The sequence below is a fragment of the Haloarcula rubra genome (genome assembly GCF_019599465.1).
GTDB classification, from domain to species: domain Archaea; phylum Halobacteriota; class Halobacteria; order Halobacteriales; family Haloarculaceae; genus Haloarcula; species Haloarcula rubra.
This window is the reverse complement of record NZ_RKLR01000001.1, coordinates 326177-342578: the sequence shown is the minus strand read 5'-3', so window position 1 is coordinate 342578 and position 16402 is coordinate 326177. Positions and strand designations below refer to the sequence as shown.

The window sequence follows — 16402 nt, the reverse complement described above, 5'->3', positions numbered from 1 at the left end:
GTAGTTGCGAAACGAACGCTGCGTGTGTGTGTACACGTCGAACACGGTCGAGACTGTCACGCGAGTCACCGCGTGTCGACGTGCCTTTGTAGCCGGCCCGTTCAGTCGCCGGTATGGCGAAGCTTCGGTGTCAGCGGGCAGGGGCCGTCACGGCGCTCGGTGGACTCCTGTGGGTCGCCTGGGCCGTGGCGCTGGGGGCCACCGGTCGCGAGAGCGACGGGGTTCTGGCGCTCGTCGCCCTCTCGTCGCTCGGCGTCGTCGCCGGTCACTACGCCGTCGAGAGCTTCCACGGCGCACGCATGAAACGACCCGGCACTGGCGGGGCGTGGCTGGGCGCGGTCGGCGGCGTCGTCTTCGCGGTCGGCCAACTGCTCCGGATTCTCACCGGGAACGGCGAGGTCGTCGTCGGACTGGGCGTCCTCGCGCTCGTGGGCGGGTCGCTACTGACCAGCGTCGGCCTCGTCAGGACCCGCATCGAACCGCCGTGGCTCGGCGTCCTGCTGGCCGTCGGGACCGTCGCGTTCCTCGGGTTCGAAGTCTCGGCGTGGGCGGCGCTCCCGTACGGACTGGCGTGGGTCGCGCTCGGACAAGACATCTATCGGTACGACCCGCCGGACGGTCGGTTCGGGGAGGCGAACGCCGATTACGGGTGGCTGCGATAGCGAGAGCCCGAACGGAGTGAGGGGTCTCGAAACGCGAACGGGGAACGGTGTGATCTGTGAGCGATAGCAAGCGCCCGAACGGGGTGGGAAGTCTCGAAACGCGAACGGGGAACGGTGTGACCCGTGAGCGATAGCGAGCGCCCTCGACGAGCGCAGGGGCGACAATCGAAGGCGTGGAGCGACGGGAGCCGCGACCGGCGAGTCAGACAGTCTCGTCGTCGAAAGTCTGAGGTGCCTCCCTCGTGACGTGGCGCACGTGCCCGACCAAGACAGCGACCCGGTCGCGTCAGCACTCTCCGGGTCGACAGATCTCTACGATATCGCCGAGTGGGAGCCACGGTCTGCGCTCGACGACTTCTCGGTCAGACTCTACGGCGCGTTACACGCCTCGCGGCGCTGGCTCCTCATCGCACTCGGCGTCGTCCTGTTCGTCGCCCAGCTAGCCGGCACGGTACTGCTGGCGATTCAACGGCCGGCACTCGGTGTGCTGGGGGCGTTGTCGGTCGTCCCTGCACTGGGTATCGTCGGCTATCTCTGGTACGGCGACCCGACGATGCGCGAGCCGCTCGAACCGCTCGCGGTCACGTTCGTCCTCGCCATCCTCTTCGCCAGCATCGCCGCGCTGGTCAACACGCTGCTCCAGCCACTCTTCACCTGGGTTCCCGTCGTCGGGATGGCACTGTTCTTCTTCGTCGTCGTCGGCCCCATCGAGGAGACGGTGAAGTGGCTCGCGATTCGCGTCGGCGGTTACGGCACCATCGACGCCGTCGTCGACGGCGTGGTGTACGGCGCCGTCGCCGGCCTCGGCTTCGCGACCATCGAGAACGCGCTGTACATCTCACAGGGGTACACGCGGGCGGCCAGCCAGAGCGCCGAGCCCATCGCGGCGGCGCTCCAGACGGCCACCAGTCGCGCCTTCGTCGGCCCCGGCCACGTGCTGTACTCCTCGTTCGCGGGCTACTACCTCGGGCTGGCGAAGTTCAACCCCGACGACGCCGGCCCAATCGTCGTCAAGGGCATCGTCGTCGCGGCGCTCATCCACGCCGTCTACAACACCTCCGTGACCTACCTCCCGCGGCTGGTGCCGTGGAACGCGGTCGTCTTCGTCGGCTTCGTCGTCGCCTTCGACGCCGCCGTCGGCTACCTGCTGTACCGAAAGCTCCGGCGGTACCACGACCACTACGAGCGCGCGACGAGCGCGTAACCCGAGAGCGACACGCTTTTTCGCGCCTCCCTCGGAGGGTCGAACATGACCGAGAGAGGGCCACTATCCGCCGTGTCGCCGCTCGACGGGCGGTACGCCCGCTACACCGAACCGCTCGTCCCGTACGCCAGCGAGCGGGCGCTGATGCGCGCTCGCGTGCGAGTCGAAGTGGAGTATCTGCTGGCGCTCGCCGACCTCGACGCGACGCCGCTCTCCGTCGACGCCGACCAGCGAGCGACGCTCCGGGGCCTCTACGAGGAGTTCGACGACGAGGACGCCGACGTCGTCAAGCGACTGGAGACGGAGGGGTACGGCGAGTACACCGCGACCAACCACGACGTGAAGGCCATCGAGTACTTCCTGCGGCTGGGCATGCCAGAGGGACTGGACGCCGACAACTGGATTCACTTCGGCCTCACGAGCGAGGACGTGAACAACCTCGCGCACCGACTGCTCGTCAAGCCGGCCGCCGAGGACGTTCTCGTCCCGGAACTGCGCGAGATTCGGGACGCGCTGGTCGAGATGGCCCACGAGTACGGCGACGTGCCGATGCTGGCCCGCACGCACGGCCAGCCGGCGACCCCGACGACGTTCGGCAAGGAGATGGCCGTCTACGCCTCCCGTCTCGGGCGGGCCATCGCGCGGGTCGAACGCGCCGCCGACGACCTCTCGGGGAAACTCGCCGGCGCCTCGGGGACGTACGCGGCCCACCACGCGGCCTACCCGGACGTCGACTGGCCGGCGTTCGCCGAGTCGTTCGTCGCGTCGCTCGGACTGGAGCACGAACCGTTGACCACGCAGGTCAATCCCTGTGACGACCTCGAAGTACTGTTCGACGCCCTGCGCGGCGCGAACAACGTCCTGCTGGACATGGACCTCGACATGTGGCTGTACGTCTCGGACCGCTACCTCGGACAGGAGACCGTCGCGGGCGAGACGGGGTCCTCGACGATGCCCCACAAGGTCAACCCCATCGACTTCGAGAACAGCGAGGGGAACCTCTCGAAGGCCAACTCCGACCTCGTCTTCCTCGGGGACTACGTCACGAACTCCCGCCTCCAGCGTGACCTCTCGGACTCGACGGTCAAGCGCAACATCGGCGCGGCGTTCGCCCACTGTCTCGTCGGCTACGGTAAGTGTCAGAACGGCCTCGCGAAGGTCGTTCCGAACGAGCAGGTGATGCGCGAGGACCTCGACGCCACGCCCGAAATCATCGGCGAGGCCGTCCAGACCATCCTCCGTCGCGAGGGCCACGACGACGCCTACGAACAGGTCAAGAAGGCCACGCGGGGCCGGGACGTGACTATCGCGGACTTCCGCGAGATGTTCGCCGACCTCGACGTCGAGGAGTCGGTGCGCGCCGAACTGGAGGCGCTGACGCCGGCAGGCTATACGGGTCTCGCGGCCGAACTGGCCGAGGACGCGTAGGGTGCCGTCGACGGCGTGGCCGTCTCACGCTCGTTCGAGCGGCACGACCGAGACGTCGCCGTCGCTGTCGGCGGTCACCTCGTAGCCGCTGTACTCGAAGGTGACGCTGCCGGGGGCCTCACAGAAGAGCGCGTCCAGTGCGTCGCCGTCGATGGTGGGATAGAGCGTCTCCGGGAGCTCCGTCGGCTCGACGCCCTCCGCCTCTGCGACGGCCATCACCACTCTGTTGCTCAACTGGTCGTCTGAACCCATACCGCCCGGTATCGACTGGTCCTTTGAATCTCTGGTGGCCGTAAGTGTGCCTTACGGGGACAGTTCGACGCACACACCACCTGAGAGAGCGCGTGGACCGCGCGTGTACTGCGCCCGGTCGGCGACGGGAGAACGGAACGCTGAGGTGGCGTCCGACCGTCCGTTCGGCCGATGGTTCTCGGCACCGACTCCCGCATCCTGACGCTGGCGTTCGCCCGGATGGCCGACGCGCTGGGCAACTCCTTTCTCATCATCGTCCTCCCCCTCTACATCGCCAGCGGACAGGTGACGCTGGCGGGCATCGCCGGGACCGAACTGTTCGGGTTCGTCCTCCGACAGGAGACGCTCATCGGACTGGTGCTCTCGCTGTTCGGTCTGTTGAACTCCTTCGGCCAACCGCTCACCGGACGGCTCTCGGACCGGACCGGCCGCCGCCGCGCGTTCGTCCTCACGGGACTGGTCCTCTTCGCTATCGGGAGCGCCGCCTACCCCTTCCTCACCTCGTACTGGTCAGTGCTGGCGGCCCGGGCCTTTCAGGGCGTCGGCGCGGCCTTTACCATCCCCGCGACCATCGCCCTCGTCAACGACTACGCCGAGAGCGACAGCGAACGCGGCGGCAACTTCGGCGTCTTCAACACGTTCAGACTCATCGGGTTCGGCTTCGGCCCCATCGTCGCGGGCGTCGTCATCACCGGCGGCCTCGGCGCGGAGGGCGTCGTCTCCTACGTCCTCGGGGGCGTCACGTTCTCCGGGTTCACCGCCGCGTTCGCCGTCGCCGTCCTCGGGGCTGTCGTCAGTTTCGCGCTCGTGGCACTCCTCATCGAGGACCCGCCCGTCGCCGAGGACGCCGCGAGCAAGGACCTCTCTATCGCCGTCCTGGACCCGGACGGGAACGGACTGGACTCGGTGTTCGTCCTCGGCGTCGGCACGTTCATGATGGCGACGACCATCGCCCTGTTCGCGACGCTGGAGGGTCCGATTCGGATGCGACTCGACGAGTCGACGTTCATGTTCAGCGTCCAGTTCGCGGCCGTCGTCATCGCGAACGTCCTCCTGCAGGTCCCCATCGGCCGGGCGAGCGACCGGTTCGGTCGCCGACCGTTCGTCGTCGCCGGGTTCGTCGTCCTCGTCCCGGCCGTCTACGTACAGGGGGTCGTCACCGACCCGTGGCTGATGCTCGGCGCGCGGTTCGTGCAGGGTATCGCCGTCGCCCTCGTGTTCGCGCCGTCGCTGGCGCTGGCGGGTGACCTCGCGGGGGCGCGCGGGTCGGGGACGACGCTGTCGGTGCTGACGATGGCCTTCGGCCTCGGCGTCGCCGTCGGCCCCCTCGCGTCCGGGGTGCTGTTCAACCTCGGAAGCTTCAGCACCCCCTTCACCGTCGGTGCAGCGATGGCGCTGTTCGCGCTCGGCCTGACCTACTGGCAGGTCGAGGAGACGCTGGCCGTCGGCGAGGAGTCCCCGCGACCCTCCCCGCAGGACTGACCGCGAGCGTTAAGCCCCAGACCGTCGTAGCTTCTGACATGTTCGCAGACCGCACGGACGCCGGTGAGCGACTCGCCGACGAACTCCGGCGGCAGGGCGTCGACGCCGACATCGTGTTGGGCGTCCCGCGAGGCGGCCTCCCCGTCGCACGCCCCGTCGCGGACGCACTGGAGGTGCCTTTGGACGTCGTCGTCGCGCGGAAAGTCGGTGCGCCGGGGAATCCCGAACTGGCCGTCGCCGCCGTCGCCGACGACGGAACTGCGTGGCGCAACGACTCGCTCGTCGGCTCGCTGGACCTCACGACGGAGTACCTCCAAGAACAGACCGAACACGAACAACGAGCGGCACAGGAGAAGTTCGACCGCTACCGGGGCGACCGACCGCCCCTCGACGTGGCCGGCAAACGGGTGCTGGTCGTCGACGACGGCCTCGCGACGGGTGCGACGATGCGGGCCTGCGTCGAACGGGTCCGGGAGGCCGGGGCGGCGAGCGTCGTCGTCGCCGTCCCCGTCTCCTCGCCGGAGACCGCCCGGTCGCTGGAACGGACGGCCCAGCGAGTCGTGACGATAGAGGAACCGGCGAACTTCAGCGCCGTCGGGCAGTTCTACCGTGACTTCTCGCAGGTCACCGACGAGGCAGCGATGGCGCTGTTAGACTAGCCGCTCGACCGTCTCGCGCACCGCGCGAGCGGCGGTTCGCACGTCCGAGAGCCTGACGTACTCGCGCTTCGAGTGCGCGACGGCGCCCACGTCGTCGGTGAGGACGCCCGGCCCGAACACGACGGTGGGGCCGTGCTGAGCGAAGTAGGAGGCCTCCGTGGCCGCCTCGAACGGCCTGACAGCGCCGCCACTGGCCGCCTGCAGGGTCCGGACCAGTTCCGCGTCGGGGTCAGTCGCGAACGCCTCGGGGAAGGGCGTGTCGGGGCGGATGAGGGACACGTCCAGCCCCATCGACGCGGGAAGCCACTCGCGCAGGTGGTCCTCCAGATCGGCGCAGAACTCGGCGCTCGTCTCCGGCGGGACGCTCCGCCGGTCGAACGTGATGGTACACTCGGCGGGGACCTGGTTGGTCGCTTCGCCGCCCTCGACCATCGACGGCGTCAGGATGGGGCGGCCCAGCGTCTCGTGGTCGTCCGGTCCCTCGCGCTCGTCGTAACTCTCCATCGCTTGCAGAATCGGTGCGGCGGCACGAATCGCGTTCATGCCGCTCCCCGGGTCGGCGGCGTGGGCGCTCTCGCCGCGGATGGTCACCGTTCCCTCGAACTGCCCCTTCGCGGCGGTACACACGTCCAGTCCCGTCGGTTCGCCGACGATGACGCCATCGGCGTCGATGGTCTCTGCGAGGTGTGCGCCGCCAGTCTGGGTGGTCTCCTCGTCGATAGAGACCGCGAGCGTCACCGCGCCGTCGTGGGGGTCGACGGTGAGGAAGGCGTCCAGCAACGCCGCGAGCGGTCCCTTCGCGTCGCACGACCCGCGGCCACAGACCACGTCGCCCTCGCCCGCGTCCTCGCTCCCGTCGACTGCCTCGTCACCGGGCCGTTCGGTCCGGCGCTCGTAGGGGACGTGTGGCGGCACGGTGTCGATGTGCGTGTTGAGGACCAGATGCGTGTCGGCGCTCGCGGCGGCCTCGTGGTCGGCCGCGCCGACGGTGGCGACGACGTTGCCGACGTCGTCGAGCGTCGGGTCGACGCCGGCCGATTCGAGTGTCTCCACGAGGACGTCACGCATCTCGACGACGGACTCGGTGGAGTCTGTCTCGACGGCCCGGCGGTGGAACGCGGCGATGTCGTAGGTCGAACTCATCGCTCCAGACTGGTCACGTCGTCGAGCGTCTCTCGCTCGCGGACCACCCGCGTCTCGCCGCCCTCGATAGCCACCTCGGCCGGTCGGGGTTGCGAGTGGAACTGGTTGGCCAGTTCGTAGCCGTACGCGCCGGCGTTGCCGATGGCCAGCAGGTCCTCGCGCTCCGGGCGGGCGATTGGCCGGTCTGTACAGAACACGTCGGCGCTCGTACAGCAGGGGCCGCCGACCGAGACTGGTTCTGCCTCGCGGTCGGGGGCGGTGACGTTCCGAATCGGGTGGTACGACCCGAACATCGCCGGGCGGATGAGCGTCGCCAGCGAGGCGTCGACGCCGACGACGGTGGCCGCGGGCGTCTCCTTGACGGTGTTGACCTCGGTGAGGATGCATTCCGCGTCGGCGACGACGTAGCGGCCCGGTTCCAGTTTTATCTGGGCGTCCAGTTCGCCCACGGCGTCGCGGACCTTCTCACCGACGACCTGCATGTCGAGTGGCTCCTCGTCCTCGCGGTACGGGACGCCGAACCCGCCGCCGAAGTCCACGAACTCCAGCGGCGTGACTTCGGTCTCGACTTTTCGGCCCATGTCCGCGACTTTCCCGATAGCGCGGCAGTGGTCGTCGAGGTCGTCGTGGAGGACGCCGCTCCCGGCGTGGGCGTGGATGCCGACGAGGTCGAACCCCTCGGCCACGTCTTCGGCCACCTCGGGCACTTGGTCGTAGGGGATGCCGAACTTCGCGTCCTTCCCGGTGGCGACCTTCTCGTGGTGGCCCGTGCCGATGCCCGGGTTGACGCGGATGGCGACACGACCGTCGTAGCCGCGTGCTTCGAGGCGGTCGAAGGTGTCTCGTGCGCCGCCGGTGACGGTGAGTCCGGGATTGTCCTCTGCGAGGTCGACGGCGTAGTCGAGGTCGTGGTCCGGCGGGTTGACGGCGGTGTACTGGAGCGTGTCGGGGTCCGCGCCGGCGTCGATGGCCCGCTGGAGTTCCCCCCACGCGGCGCACTCGATGTCGGCGCCGGTGTCGAGGAGTTTCGAGAGGACGGCGCGGCCAGTGTGGGCCTTCGCGGCGTACATCACGTGGGCGTCGGGGAACGCCGACGCGAACCGTTCGTAGTTCTCGGCGACGCGGTCCACGTCGAGGACGTACAGCGGCGTCCCGTGTTCGGCCGCGAGTCGACCGAGTCGGTCGTGGTCCCAGTCCGCGAGACGGCGGACCGGCGGCGAGTCGTGACTCATTGGCGCAACGTCGGCGACGGCGGCTAACAAGGGTTCCGCTTCGATAGCTCCTCACGGCATGCTCTCTGCCGTCTCGACACCCGCCCGCAGTCTCCCCTGAACGGTGGCGTAGGTCGCCCCGAGGAGGACGCCGTAGACGACGTGGGCGACGCCCACCGAGACGACGACGAGGAAGGTCCCGAGTAGCCCCGGGAGCGGCACCAGTGGCTCCGGGAACGTCTGGACGCCCAGCGCTTGCATCGAGACGGGCAACAACACCCCCGTCGAGAGCAGACCGATAGCGGCGGCGTAGACGACCCCCGCCGCGACGCACTCGCGGACGTTCGCCGTCTGCTCGCTTACCCACGGGTGCGAGACGATGATACTGAACACGATACCGGCGAGGACGCTGTTCAGCAGGTGGACGACCCAGCCACCGACGACCGTCGGCCACCCGTACAGTGCGCCCACGAACGGCATGAGGTTCGCGCCGGCGTGGAACACGACACCCATCCCGACACCCGCGACGGCCCCACCGGCGACGCCCGCACTCCACTCGTACCGGAGCGAGTGGACGAGCCGTGACGTGACGAGTCGCTCGCTCATACCGACGACTATGTGGGTTGGTAACAAATATGCAACAGATAGTGCACGCCGGCGTCCGTGCGGGTAACGCGCGCTTACGCTCGTCCACTCGCTGGAGACGGTGGCCTGTCAGCGCTCCCTACTCACGCCGTCCGTCTGTCGCCGTTTTCGAGACGTAGCCTTCCGTCCAAGTCTCGCTACTGCGACGCGGTTCGCTGGGGTCGCCGCGTCGTTTCTCGGGGGTTTCGCTCCGTTCGCCCCTCGTTAGTCCCGAAGCGCGTCCTCTCGCTCCGTCGCCTCCAGCGTCTCCTCTTCGACGTCGGTGGCGACGACGGCGGGCTTGTACGCGCCGCCGGGGATGAGGTCGTTCTCGCCGACCGAGGAGTCGACGAAGCGCTGGAAGGCCCGGCGCTCGGGCGGCAGTTCGCCGTAGAGAACCTCGTCCTCGACGAGGTCGTAGACGGGGATGCGCGGGGTCAGGAGCGTGTTCTCGCCGACGACGCTCCCCTCGCCGACGACGAACCCGCTGGTCACGCGACAGCCAGCACCCAGCGAGACGTCGTCCTCGACGATGACCGGAGCGCTCTCGACCGGTTCGAGGACGCCACCGATGAGCGTGTTCGCGCCGAGTTTGACGTTCTCGCCGATCTGGGCGCAGGAGCCGACGGTGTCACAGGAGTCGACGAGCGTGCCGTCGCCGACGTGGGCCCCGATGTTGACGAAGGAGGGCGACATCATGATGCAGTCCTCGCCGAGGTAGGCGCCGCGGCGGATGGTCGTCCCGTCCGGGGTGTTCCGAGTGCCGCGCTCGCCGAGGTCACCGGTGTCCCGGAGGGGGAGCACGTCGTGGTACTCGACGTCGCCGTACTCTCGGCTGTGGGTCTCCCGGAAGGCGAAGTTGAGCAGGATGCCCTGCTTGACCCACTCGTTGGCCTCCCACTCGCCGTCGACCTTCTCAGCGGCGCGCACGTCGCCGTTCTCCAGTGCGGTGAGGAACTCGTCGAGCGTGTCCAGTTGCGGCGGTTCGACGTCGTCGATTGTCGCGCCCTGTTCGTACGCTGTCCAGAGGTCCCCGATGTTCTGTTCGAGGTCTTGTCCGAGCATCTTGGGCGTCGGTACCGCCTCCGAACGTATAGCGACCGGGGATTTCGACCGGTCGCGGCGACGACACCTGCTGGGGAAATCGGGTCCGCAAACTGTGAGCGTCTCAGTCCGCGCCCTGTCCCGGCACGTAGCCGCAGTCGGGACAGAGACCGACGCTGGTCGCGATTTCGAACTCGCCGGAACAGTGCGGGCACTTCGACGCTGGCAGTCGACTGCTGTGGTTCGTAGCCATACCTGCTGGTCCGGCGTAGCGTCGTATAAGGCTATGCTATATATTGGCGAAACTGTATAAGGTCGTGAAAGGGGCCTACGAGGCGTCGACGACCGAACCGAACTCGTACCGGCCGGGGTCACGGCCGACGAGCCACGTCGCCGCGTCCAGCGCGCCCGCCGCGAAGACGCCGCGGTCCTCCGCGCGGTGGGCGAGGGTCACCACCTCGTCGTTGCCGGCGAGGACGAGTTCGTGTTCGCCGCGGATGTCACCGGCCCGGCGGGCGAAGACGCCGATTTCGTCCTCGTCGCGGGGCGCGTGGCCCTCGCGGCCGTAGACGGGTTCGACGTCCCGTTCCTCCTGAATCGTCGCGAGGAGGCTGTTGGCCGTGCCCGACGGCGCGTCGACCTTGCCGTTGTGGTGGCTCTCCAGCAGTTCGAGGTCGTAGTCGTCCAGCGCGCGGACGGCCTCGCCGACGAGTCGCTGGAGCACCTGAATCCCTTGCGAGAAGTTGCTCGCCTTCAGGAGCGGAACCTCGGCACTGACGGCGTCGAGTCGGTCGAGGCCGTCGTCGTCGAACCCGGTGGTCCCGACGACCATCGCGACGCCCGTCTCGGCGCAGGCGTCGGCGACGGTCAGCGCGCCCTCGGGGGCGGCGAAGTCCACGACGACGTCCACGTCGTACTCCCGGAGCGCCTCCGTGGCCCCTTCGGGGTGGACGACCGGGACGCCGTGGGCCCGTTCGACGTCGCTCGTAGCGAACCCGACGACGACCTCGACGTCTCGGTCGGCGGCCGTCTCCACGACGGCGCCGCCCATCCGGCCCGTGACGCCGTTGACGGCGACCCGCGTCATCGCTCTATCTCCGCGTACTCGTCTTCGAGGTCTTCGTCCTCGAGCACCGCGAGTACGTCACGCAGGTCGTCGAGGTGTTCCTCGGAGAGGCGCGTCAGCGGCGACCGGACGTGTGCGGGCCCGTAGCCGCGGATGCGCATGGCCTCCTTGACCGGGATGGGGTTCGTCTCGACGAACAGCGCACGGAACAGCGGCCCCAGTTCGTGGTGGATGGCCCGGGCGCGCTCGTAGTCCTCGGCCAGCGCCGCGCCGACCATCGCACAGGTCCGCTCGGGTTCGATGTTCGCCGAGACGGAGATACAGCCGTGGCCGCCCACCGAGAGGACGGGCAGGGTCATGCCGTCGTCGCCCGAGAGCACCGCGAACTCCTCGTCACGCGTACGCTCGATGATCTCCGAAATCTGGTTCATGTCGCCGCTGGCGGCCTTGAACGCCCGGATGTTGTCGTGGCTCGCCAGTTCGACGGCGGTGTCCGGTTCGATGTTGCGCCCGGTGCGCGAGGGGACGTTGTAGACGATTTGCGGGCAGTCCACCTCGTCGGCGATGGTGGTGTAGTGGTCGACGAGGCCCTGCTGTTCGGGCTTGTTGTAGTACGGCGAGATGAGGAGCAGGGCGTCGGCGCCGGCGTCGGCCGCACGCCGGGAGAGCGAGAGCGCCTCCCGGGTGTTGTTCGACCCGGTGCCGGCGATGACCGGCACGTCGTCGACGGCGTCGATGACCGCCTCGACCACTTCGACGTGTTCGTCGTGGGTCATCGTCGCGGACTCGCCCGTAGAGCCGACCGGAACGAGGCCGTCGACGCCTGCTTCTTCGAGGCGCTGGGCGTCGTCTCGGAGTGTCTCGAAGTCGATACTGCGGTCGTCGTCGTCGTGGAACGGCGTACACATCGCGGGATAGACGCCGTGGAAGTCGATTGCTGTCATTGCTGAGGTGTGTCGTGTCGCTATGGGATATGTGGTCCGGTTGCAGGCGATGCGGGAGAAATCGACCCGGGACGGGGGCGCTACGCCCGCCGCGAGTCAGTAGTCGTCCGTACGCTTCGGTTTGGAGACGACACAGACGCCGCTCGCGACCGGTCGGGCCGCCGCGTCGAGGCGCCGTGACATACACGAGTGACAGACCGTGAGGGACTTAGCTGTTGTGTTCTGTCCGCTGCATCCGAAAACCTATCCGAGAGCGGACGCCAACACGGAGTATGACCGTATCACACCCGGGCCAGCGCGTGGCCGTTCTCGCGGACGCGCAGAATCTCTACCACACCGCCCGGAGTCTCTACACGCGGAACATCGACTACTCGGCCCTACTCGAGGAGGCCGTCGACGGCCGAGAACTCACCCGTGCCATCGCCTACGTCATCCGTGCGGACTCCCCCGAGGAGGAGACGTTCTTCGAAGCGCTCGTCGACATCGGCTTCGAGACGCGCATCAAGGACATCAAGACGTTCGAGGACGGGTCGAAGAAGGCCGACTGGGACGTCGGGATGAGCCTAGACGCCGTCACGCTGGCGAAACACAACGATGCCGTCGTCCTCTGTACCGGCGACGGCGACTTCGCGCGGGTCTGTCGCTACGTCCGTCACGAGGGCTGTCGCATCGAGGCGATGGGCTTCGAGGAGTCCTCGTCCGAGGACCTGAAAGACGCCGTCGACGGGTTCGTCGACCTGAGCGAGGACCCGGACCGATTCCTGTTGTAGTCGTCACTCACGAGCGCGGTGTCCGGGCGAGAACGTCGTAGCGAGCGTTAGACCGGGCGGCCGTCTTCGGAAGTGCCCACGAGGAGCGCACCCGCCGCCAGCCCCAGCGCCGCGACGCCGGCGGCGACGGCCGGGATGGCGACGTCTATCGGTCCTGTCCCGAGGATGAGCGCCGTGCTGACGAACAGCAACAGCGCGCCCAGCATCACTTTTCGATTGTCGGTAGCCATTGTACCTCTCGCTTAGCGTTCATCCGGTATAAATTTCCCCAAAATCGACGGAGGGGAGTGCGTTAGACAGTCACAAACACCACAGTATAACGGTGTATTGTCAACACCGTATCACGAACGTGCGCGTGCCACTGGACCGAAAAGCGGTTGACGCCCCGGCGGTGAACACCGCTCATGAGCGACAGCGAGTTCCGTGGCCTCCGCCGCGGTGCCGACTACCAGTTCGGCCCCGGCGCGGGACGGGCCCTGTTCCCGTCGGTCGATACCGTCGAGGTAACGCACACGAGTTCCGGCCGGCCGCGGCAGGTCATCGCCGACGACGGCCGTCTGGTCACCTACGGCACCGACGGCCGCTACACGCTGGGGCTGACCGGCGGCCGCCGCCTGCAGGCCCACTTCGAGGCCCCGCGCCATCGCGTCGTCGTCGGCGACGAGAGCGAACCGTTCGTCCGCGAGGGGCGCAACGCCTTCGCGAAGTTCGTCCAGCAGGCCGACCCCGGCCTGCGGCCCGGCGACGAAGCGCTGGTCGTCCACGAGGACGGCGACTTGCTGGCCGTCGGCCGTGCGGAACTGCCGGGCCACGGCATGGCCGACTTCGAGACGGGGATGGCGGTGAAGGTCCGCCGCGGGGCCGACGGCGACTGAGACAAAGCACTTATCCGCCCACTCTGAACTGCAGATATGCGCCGCCGGCAGGTCCTCACGGCCGCTGCCCTCTCCGCCGCATCGCTCGCCGGGTGTTCCGGTTCCGAACCGCCAGAGGAGTCGCCGACCGACGAGCCGACGGACACGTCGTCACCGACCGACACCGACACGGACGCGGTGACCCCCGACCCGGACGACCCGATTCTGTTCGTCGTCAGCAACGGCACCGACACCGAGCGGACAGTGTCGCTGACGCTCACGCGGACCGACCAGACGTTCGTCGACGAGTCGCTGACGCTCGCTCCCGGCGACTCACGGGAGCTCGACAGCCGCATCCGGTCGCCCGGCGACTACGAACTCGCGGTGACCGTCGAGAACGGACCGCAGCGAACGATGACGCTCGCCATCGGCTCCTACGACGTCCGGATGGGGTCGAACCACTTCGTCGACGTCGGTGCGGACGGAATCAACGTCTACTGGGAGGAGTGACTCTCGGGAGGCGTCGGCGAACGGGCGCTGTTCGCCCACGCCTTTGGCCGGCGGTTGGGGCCGCGACGCGCCCGATGCCCCGTCGAAAAAGGTGGGTCGCTAGCCTTTTTTATCCAGAACGCGCAGTCCAGAGTATGTTTGGAGGCGGCGGCGGGGGCATGAACCCGCGCAAGATGAAGCAGATGATGGAACAGATGGGCATCGACATGGACGACATCGATGCCGAAGAGGTAATCATCCGGACACCGGACGAGGAACTCGTCTTCACCGACGCGGAGGTCCAGTTGATGGAAGCGCAGGGCCAGAAGACGTATCAGGTCGTCGGCGACCCCGAGTCCCGAGAGCGTGGCGCCGGGAGCGACAGCGAGAGCGCCGACGAGGGCGACGAGGCCAGCGGCGACGACGGGAACGTCGTCGACGCCGACGACGTGGAACTCGTCTCGATGCGGACCGGCGTGGACGAGGAGACGGCCCGCGAGGCCCTCGAAGACAACGACGGCGACCTCGCGGACGCCGTCGACCAACTGGAGTAACGTGTCCTACCTGTTCGTCCACGAGGACCGCGAGTACCTGCTGGACCCGGGAGAACGCTTCGAGTCGGACCTCGGCATTCTGGAGGTCCCGGAAGACGTCGCGCCCGGCGACGTCGTGGAGACGCATCTGGGCACCGGCTTCACCGTCCGACGCCTCCGCGGCCCGGACCTGTTCAACCACCTCGAGCGGACCGGCGCGCCGATGATGCCCCGAGACGTGGGACTGGTCGTCGGCAAGACCGGCGTCGCTGCGGGCGACCGGGTCCTCGACGCGGGGACCGGGACCGGCATCCTCAGTGCGTACGTGGGTCGACTGGGTGCGGACGTCGTGACCTACGAGATCGACCCCGAGTTCGCCGAGGTAGCCCGCCAGAACATGGTGGTGGCCGGCGTCGAGGACGCCGTCGAGGTCCGAACCGGCGACGTGACCGACGACCTCGACGAGCTCTCGGGGTTCGACGTCGTGACGCTCGACACCGAGGACGCACCGACCGTCGTCGAGCGAACACCGACTCTGCTCGACCGGGGCGGCTCGCTCGCGGTGTACTCGCCGTTCGTCGAGAACACGCGCGATGCGGTCGCCGCCGCCGAGGAAGTGGGACTGGACCAGATAGAGACGCTGGACACCATCCAGCGAGAGATGGACTTCGACGACAGAGGGTCGCGCCCGTCCACCGGCGGGGTCGGACACACGGGCTACCTCACGTTCGCCAGACGGCCCTGAGAAGTCAGGCCGCATCTCGGTGTCCCCCGACTAGTTGGGCCGTGGTTTCAAGCCCCACTGACACGTATCGGTGGCTGCATGAGCGAAGCCGAAGCTCCAGACGAGACGACGACGTGGCCCGAACTCGCAATCGGACTGTACGACCGGCTCACCGGCCGTAACGCCGAGATTACCTACGAGTTCGAGGACATGGAGGTCGACGTACCGAGCAAGACCGGCGACGACGCCGACTACGCACACTGGCGAGTCGACGGCACGCTGACTATTACTACCCGCGAGAACGAGTGACCACCACCACCGAGCGACGACACCGCGAGCCCATCGAGACAGTCGCGGAGCTACTGGACGCCCTCGACGACCGGCCGTCACTCGCCGTCGAGGCCGACCTCGACGTCGAGGTGGACGGCCACGGCGTCACCGTCGTCGGCTACGACGACGTCGTCACCGTCGACGTGCCGTCGCTCCCCGCCGCGCTCTCGCTGTGGCGGCGGCTCCCGGTCGAGACGATGGACGCGGCGGCAGCGCTCGCCTCCGTCGGCCTGACAGTCGAACTGGCGGTCCGCGGCGTCCCGGTCGCACGCGTCGGTGACGCCGCCGACCCGAGCGCCGTCGCTCGCCGTCTCGGGTTCGGTCCCGTCGAACTCGTCCCGGAGGGGCCGCTCCTCGCCGCTCTCACTCGACGGCGCGGATGAGCGAGAGCAGTTCGTCGCGGTACTCCCGTGGCTGTCGTCTGAGTCGGTCCGGCGGGTCCGACAGGCCCAGCGTCTCGCCGACCGCCTCGTTCGGGTAGGCGCCTGCGGCGATGCGGAACCCGTCGCCGTGCCACACCCCGACCCAGCCGGTTATCGAGAGCGTCGCGTCGGCCTCCGGGAGCGGCATCGACGCCGTGTACTCCCGCAGTCTGGCCCGGTCCCCGCTGTCGGTCCGGACCCGTTCCCGACGGCCGCGGTCGACGTCCTCGAAGCCACGGCCACGCAACTCGTCGGCGAACGTCGAGTTGGCCTCCGAGCGAACCGTCGGGAGAATCATGGCCGGGCCGATGCCCGGTGCCAGCGGAGGCCGGAAGGTCAGCGCCGTCGCGAAGAAGAAGCGCCACTGGTTGTCGATACCGGTAGCGGCCGCGGCGGCCTCGCGCGTCCGCACGTCGTCGTACAGTTCGGTCGCGCCGACGACGCTGGCCGTCGGCAGTTTGAACACCGTCTCGACGCTCTCGTCTGTCAGTTCCCATCCCTCGTCGCGCAGGCGGTCCGCGGGAACGTCCGGAAACGAGGCGTCGTCCGACACGCTACCGC

General features: G+C 68.4%; 22 protein-coding genes. 12 read left to right on the top strand and 10 right to left on the bottom strand.

Translation table 11 applies throughout. The features are described from left to right. Positions 1-113 precede the first annotated feature (113 nt). The 3 genes from EGH21_RS01915 to purB all read left to right on the top strand — a co-directional run bounded on the left by EGH21_RS01915 (position 114) and on the right by purB (position 3294). Positions 114-662: a hypothetical protein gene (locus EGH21_RS01915; RefSeq protein WP_220616781.1), complete on the top strand. Its 549-nt coding sequence runs from the start codon at positions 114-116 to the stop codon at positions 660-662. Between the two features lie 256 nt (positions 663-918). Beyond that, positions 919-1866 carry a PrsW family intramembrane metalloprotease gene (locus tag EGH21_RS01910; RefSeq protein ID WP_220616780.1) on the top strand — a complete coding sequence of 316 codons (948 nt, stop codon included), beginning with the start codon at positions 919-921 and terminating at the stop codon, positions 1864-1866. 45 nt (positions 1867-1911) lie between these two features. After that, positions 1912-3294, top strand: a complete 1383-nt coding sequence (purB, locus tag EGH21_RS01905) for an adenylosuccinate lyase (RefSeq protein ID WP_220616779.1) — start codon at positions 1912-1914, stop codon at positions 3292-3294. A 24-nt stretch (positions 3295-3318) separates the two neighbouring features. Here the strand turns inward: purB and EGH21_RS01900 are convergent, their stop codons facing one another. Beyond that, entirely contained in the window at positions 3319-3546 is a 228-nt protein-coding gene (locus EGH21_RS01900) for a HalOD1 output domain-containing protein (protein ID WP_220616778.1), read from the bottom strand. 171 nt (positions 3547-3717) lie between these two features. Between EGH21_RS01900 and EGH21_RS01895 the strand changes: the two genes are divergently transcribed. Together EGH21_RS01895 and EGH21_RS01890 are read left to right on the top strand one after the other, a co-directional pair. Further along, the gene (locus EGH21_RS01895; protein WP_220616777.1) at positions 3718-5028 is read left to right on the top strand and encodes an MFS transporter; all 1311 of its coding nucleotides are present in this window, start codon (positions 3718-3720) and stop codon (positions 5026-5028) included. Positions 5029-5066: 38 nt separating this feature from the next. Beyond that, positions 5067-5687, top strand: a complete 621-nt coding sequence (locus tag EGH21_RS01890; protein ID WP_220616776.1) for a phosphoribosyltransferase — start codon at positions 5067-5069, stop codon at positions 5685-5687. Here the strand turns inward: EGH21_RS01890 and EGH21_RS01885 are convergent. The 7 genes from EGH21_RS01885 to dapA form a co-directional block, all read right to left on the bottom strand. Further along, entirely contained in the window at positions 5679-6830 is a 1152-nt protein-coding gene (locus tag EGH21_RS01885; protein WP_220616775.1) for a M20 family metallopeptidase, read from the bottom strand. The genes EGH21_RS01890 and EGH21_RS01885 overlap by 9 nt on opposite strands. Beyond that, complete coding sequence (gene lysA / locus EGH21_RS01880; RefSeq protein ID WP_220616774.1) at positions 6827-8062, bottom strand: diaminopimelate decarboxylase; 1236 nt, start codon at positions 8060-8062, stop codon at positions 6827-6829. Before lysA ends, EGH21_RS01885 begins: the two co-directional genes overlap by 4 nt. A 51-nt stretch (positions 8063-8113) precedes the next feature. Further along, the gene (locus tag EGH21_RS01875; RefSeq protein WP_236035357.1) at positions 8114-8647 is read right to left on the bottom strand and encodes a hypothetical protein; all 534 of its coding nucleotides are present in this window, start codon (positions 8645-8647) and stop codon (positions 8114-8116) included. Positions 8648-8890: 243 nt separating this feature from the next. Beyond that, the gene (locus tag EGH21_RS01870; protein ID WP_220616773.1) at positions 8891-9730 is read right to left on the bottom strand and encodes a 2,3,4,5-tetrahydropyridine-2,6-dicarboxylate N-succinyltransferase; all 840 of its coding nucleotides are present in this window, start codon (positions 9728-9730) and stop codon (positions 8891-8893) included. 103 nt (positions 9731-9833) lie between these two features. Then, positions 9834-9962 carry a hypothetical protein gene (locus EGH21_RS24355; RefSeq protein ID WP_268899037.1) on the bottom strand — a complete coding sequence of 43 codons (129 nt, stop codon included), beginning with the start codon at positions 9960-9962 and terminating at the stop codon, positions 9834-9836. 75 nt (positions 9963-10037) lie between these two features. Then, complete coding sequence (dapB, locus tag EGH21_RS01865) at positions 10038-10796, bottom strand: 4-hydroxy-tetrahydrodipicolinate reductase (RefSeq protein ID WP_220616772.1); 759 nt, start codon at positions 10794-10796, stop codon at positions 10038-10040. Next, positions 10793-11719: a 4-hydroxy-tetrahydrodipicolinate synthase gene (dapA, locus tag EGH21_RS01860; RefSeq protein WP_220616771.1), complete on the bottom strand. Its 927-nt coding sequence runs from the start codon at positions 11717-11719 to the stop codon at positions 10793-10795. The genes dapB and dapA overlap by 4 nt, the downstream gene beginning before the upstream one ends. A gap of 272 nt (positions 11720-11991) precedes the next feature. Between dapA and EGH21_RS01855 the strand changes: the two genes are divergently transcribed. Further along, positions 11992-12489: a LabA-like NYN domain-containing protein gene (locus tag EGH21_RS01855; RefSeq protein ID WP_220616770.1), complete on the top strand. Its 498-nt coding sequence runs from the start codon at positions 11992-11994 to the stop codon at positions 12487-12489. A 47-nt stretch (positions 12490-12536) separates the two neighbouring features. Here EGH21_RS01855 and EGH21_RS01850 read toward each other — a convergent pair whose 3' ends face one another. Next, the gene (locus EGH21_RS01850) at positions 12537-12719 is read right to left on the bottom strand and encodes a DUF8178 family membrane protein (protein ID WP_220616769.1); all 183 of its coding nucleotides are present in this window, start codon (positions 12717-12719) and stop codon (positions 12537-12539) included. Between the two features lie 174 nt (positions 12720-12893). On the opposite strand from EGH21_RS01850, the gene EGH21_RS01845 reads away from it, so the two are divergent. The 6 genes from EGH21_RS01845 to EGH21_RS01820 all read left to right on the top strand — a co-directional run bounded on the left by EGH21_RS01845 (position 12894) and on the right by EGH21_RS01820 (position 15802). Then, the gene (locus EGH21_RS01845; RefSeq protein ID WP_220616768.1) at positions 12894-13364 is read left to right on the top strand and encodes a PUA domain-containing protein; all 471 of its coding nucleotides are present in this window, start codon (positions 12894-12896) and stop codon (positions 13362-13364) included. Between the two features lie 36 nt (positions 13365-13400). Then, the gene (locus EGH21_RS01840) at positions 13401-13853 is read left to right on the top strand and encodes an Ig-like domain-containing protein (protein WP_220616767.1); all 453 of its coding nucleotides are present in this window, start codon (positions 13401-13403) and stop codon (positions 13851-13853) included. 134 nt (positions 13854-13987) lie between these two features. After that, positions 13988-14386, top strand: a complete 399-nt coding sequence (locus EGH21_RS01835; protein WP_220616766.1) for a nascent polypeptide-associated complex protein — start codon at positions 13988-13990, stop codon at positions 14384-14386. 1 nt (position 14387) lies between these two features. Beyond that, positions 14388-15110, top strand: a complete 723-nt coding sequence (locus tag EGH21_RS01830) for a methyltransferase domain-containing protein (protein ID WP_220616765.1) — start codon at positions 14388-14390, stop codon at positions 15108-15110. Positions 15111-15188: 78 nt separating this feature from the next. Then, on the top strand, positions 15189-15398 hold the full coding sequence (locus tag EGH21_RS01825; protein WP_166968814.1) for a hypothetical protein: 210 nt from the start codon (positions 15189-15191) through the stop codon (positions 15396-15398). Further along, the gene (locus EGH21_RS01820; protein WP_328765071.1) at positions 15395-15802 is read left to right on the top strand and encodes a hypothetical protein; all 408 of its coding nucleotides are present in this window, start codon (positions 15395-15397) and stop codon (positions 15800-15802) included. Before EGH21_RS01825 ends, EGH21_RS01820 begins: the two co-directional genes overlap by 4 nt. On the opposite strand, the gene EGH21_RS01815 is transcribed toward EGH21_RS01820, so the two are convergent. Next, a complete protein-coding gene (locus EGH21_RS01815) occupies positions 15783-16394 on the bottom strand; it encodes a DUF6517 family protein (protein ID WP_220616764.1) in 612 nt (203 codons plus the stop codon). The genes EGH21_RS01820 and EGH21_RS01815 overlap by 20 nt on opposite strands. Between the last annotated feature and the right edge of the window lie 8 nt (positions 16395-16402).

Bases quoted from the DNA above. Each gene is read 5' to 3' on its own strand.
- EGH21_RS01915 (WP_220616781.1), top strand. From the start codon at position 114: ATGGCGAAGCTTCGGTGTCAGCGGGCAGGGGCCGTCACGGCGCTCGGT.
- purB (WP_220616779.1), top strand. From the start codon at position 1,912: ATGACCGAGAGAGGGCCACTATCCGCCGTGTCGCCGCTCGACGGGCGG.
- EGH21_RS01900 (WP_220616778.1), bottom strand. From the start codon at position 3,546: ATGGGTTCAGACGACCAGTTGAGCAACAGAGTGGTGATGGCCGTCGCA.
- EGH21_RS01895 (WP_220616777.1), top strand. From the start codon at position 3,718: ATGGTTCTCGGCACCGACTCCCGCATCCTGACGCTGGCGTTCGCCCGG.
- EGH21_RS01890 (WP_220616776.1), top strand. From the start codon at position 5,067: ATGTTCGCAGACCGCACGGACGCCGGTGAGCGACTCGCCGACGAACTC.
- EGH21_RS01885 (WP_220616775.1), bottom strand. From the start codon at position 6,830: ATGAGTTCGACCTACGACATCGCCGCGTTCCACCGCCGGGCCGTCGAG.
- lysA (WP_220616774.1), bottom strand. From the start codon at position 8,062: ATGAGTCACGACTCGCCGCCGGTCCGCCGTCTCGCGGACTGGGACCAC.
- EGH21_RS01875 (WP_236035357.1), bottom strand. From the start codon at position 8,647: ATGAGCGAGCGACTCGTCACGTCACGGCTCGTCCACTCGCTCCGGTAC.
- EGH21_RS01870 (WP_220616773.1), bottom strand. From the start codon at position 9,730: ATGCTCGGACAAGACCTCGAACAGAACATCGGGGACCTCTGGACAGCG.
- EGH21_RS24355 (WP_268899037.1), bottom strand. From the start codon at position 9,962: ATGGCTACGAACCACAGCAGTCGACTGCCAGCGTCGAAGTGCCCGCAC.
- dapB (WP_220616772.1), bottom strand. From the start codon at position 10,796: ATGACGCGGGTCGCCGTCAACGGCGTCACGGGCCGGATGGGCGGCGCC.
- dapA (WP_220616771.1), bottom strand. From the start codon at position 11,719: ATGACAGCAATCGACTTCCACGGCGTCTATCCCGCGATGTGTACGCCG.
- EGH21_RS01855 (WP_220616770.1), top strand. From the start codon at position 11,992: ATGACCGTATCACACCCGGGCCAGCGCGTGGCCGTTCTCGCGGACGCG.
- EGH21_RS01850 (WP_220616769.1), bottom strand. From the start codon at position 12,719: ATGGCTACCGACAATCGAAAAGTGATGCTGGGCGCGCTGTTGCTGTTC.
- EGH21_RS01845 (WP_220616768.1), top strand. From the start codon at position 12,894: ATGAGCGACAGCGAGTTCCGTGGCCTCCGCCGCGGTGCCGACTACCAG.
- EGH21_RS01840 (WP_220616767.1), top strand. From the start codon at position 13,401: ATGCGCCGCCGGCAGGTCCTCACGGCCGCTGCCCTCTCCGCCGCATCG.
- EGH21_RS01835 (WP_220616766.1), top strand. From the start codon at position 13,988: ATGTTTGGAGGCGGCGGCGGGGGCATGAACCCGCGCAAGATGAAGCAG.
- EGH21_RS01825 (WP_166968814.1), top strand. From the start codon at position 15,189: ATGAGCGAAGCCGAAGCTCCAGACGAGACGACGACGTGGCCCGAACTC.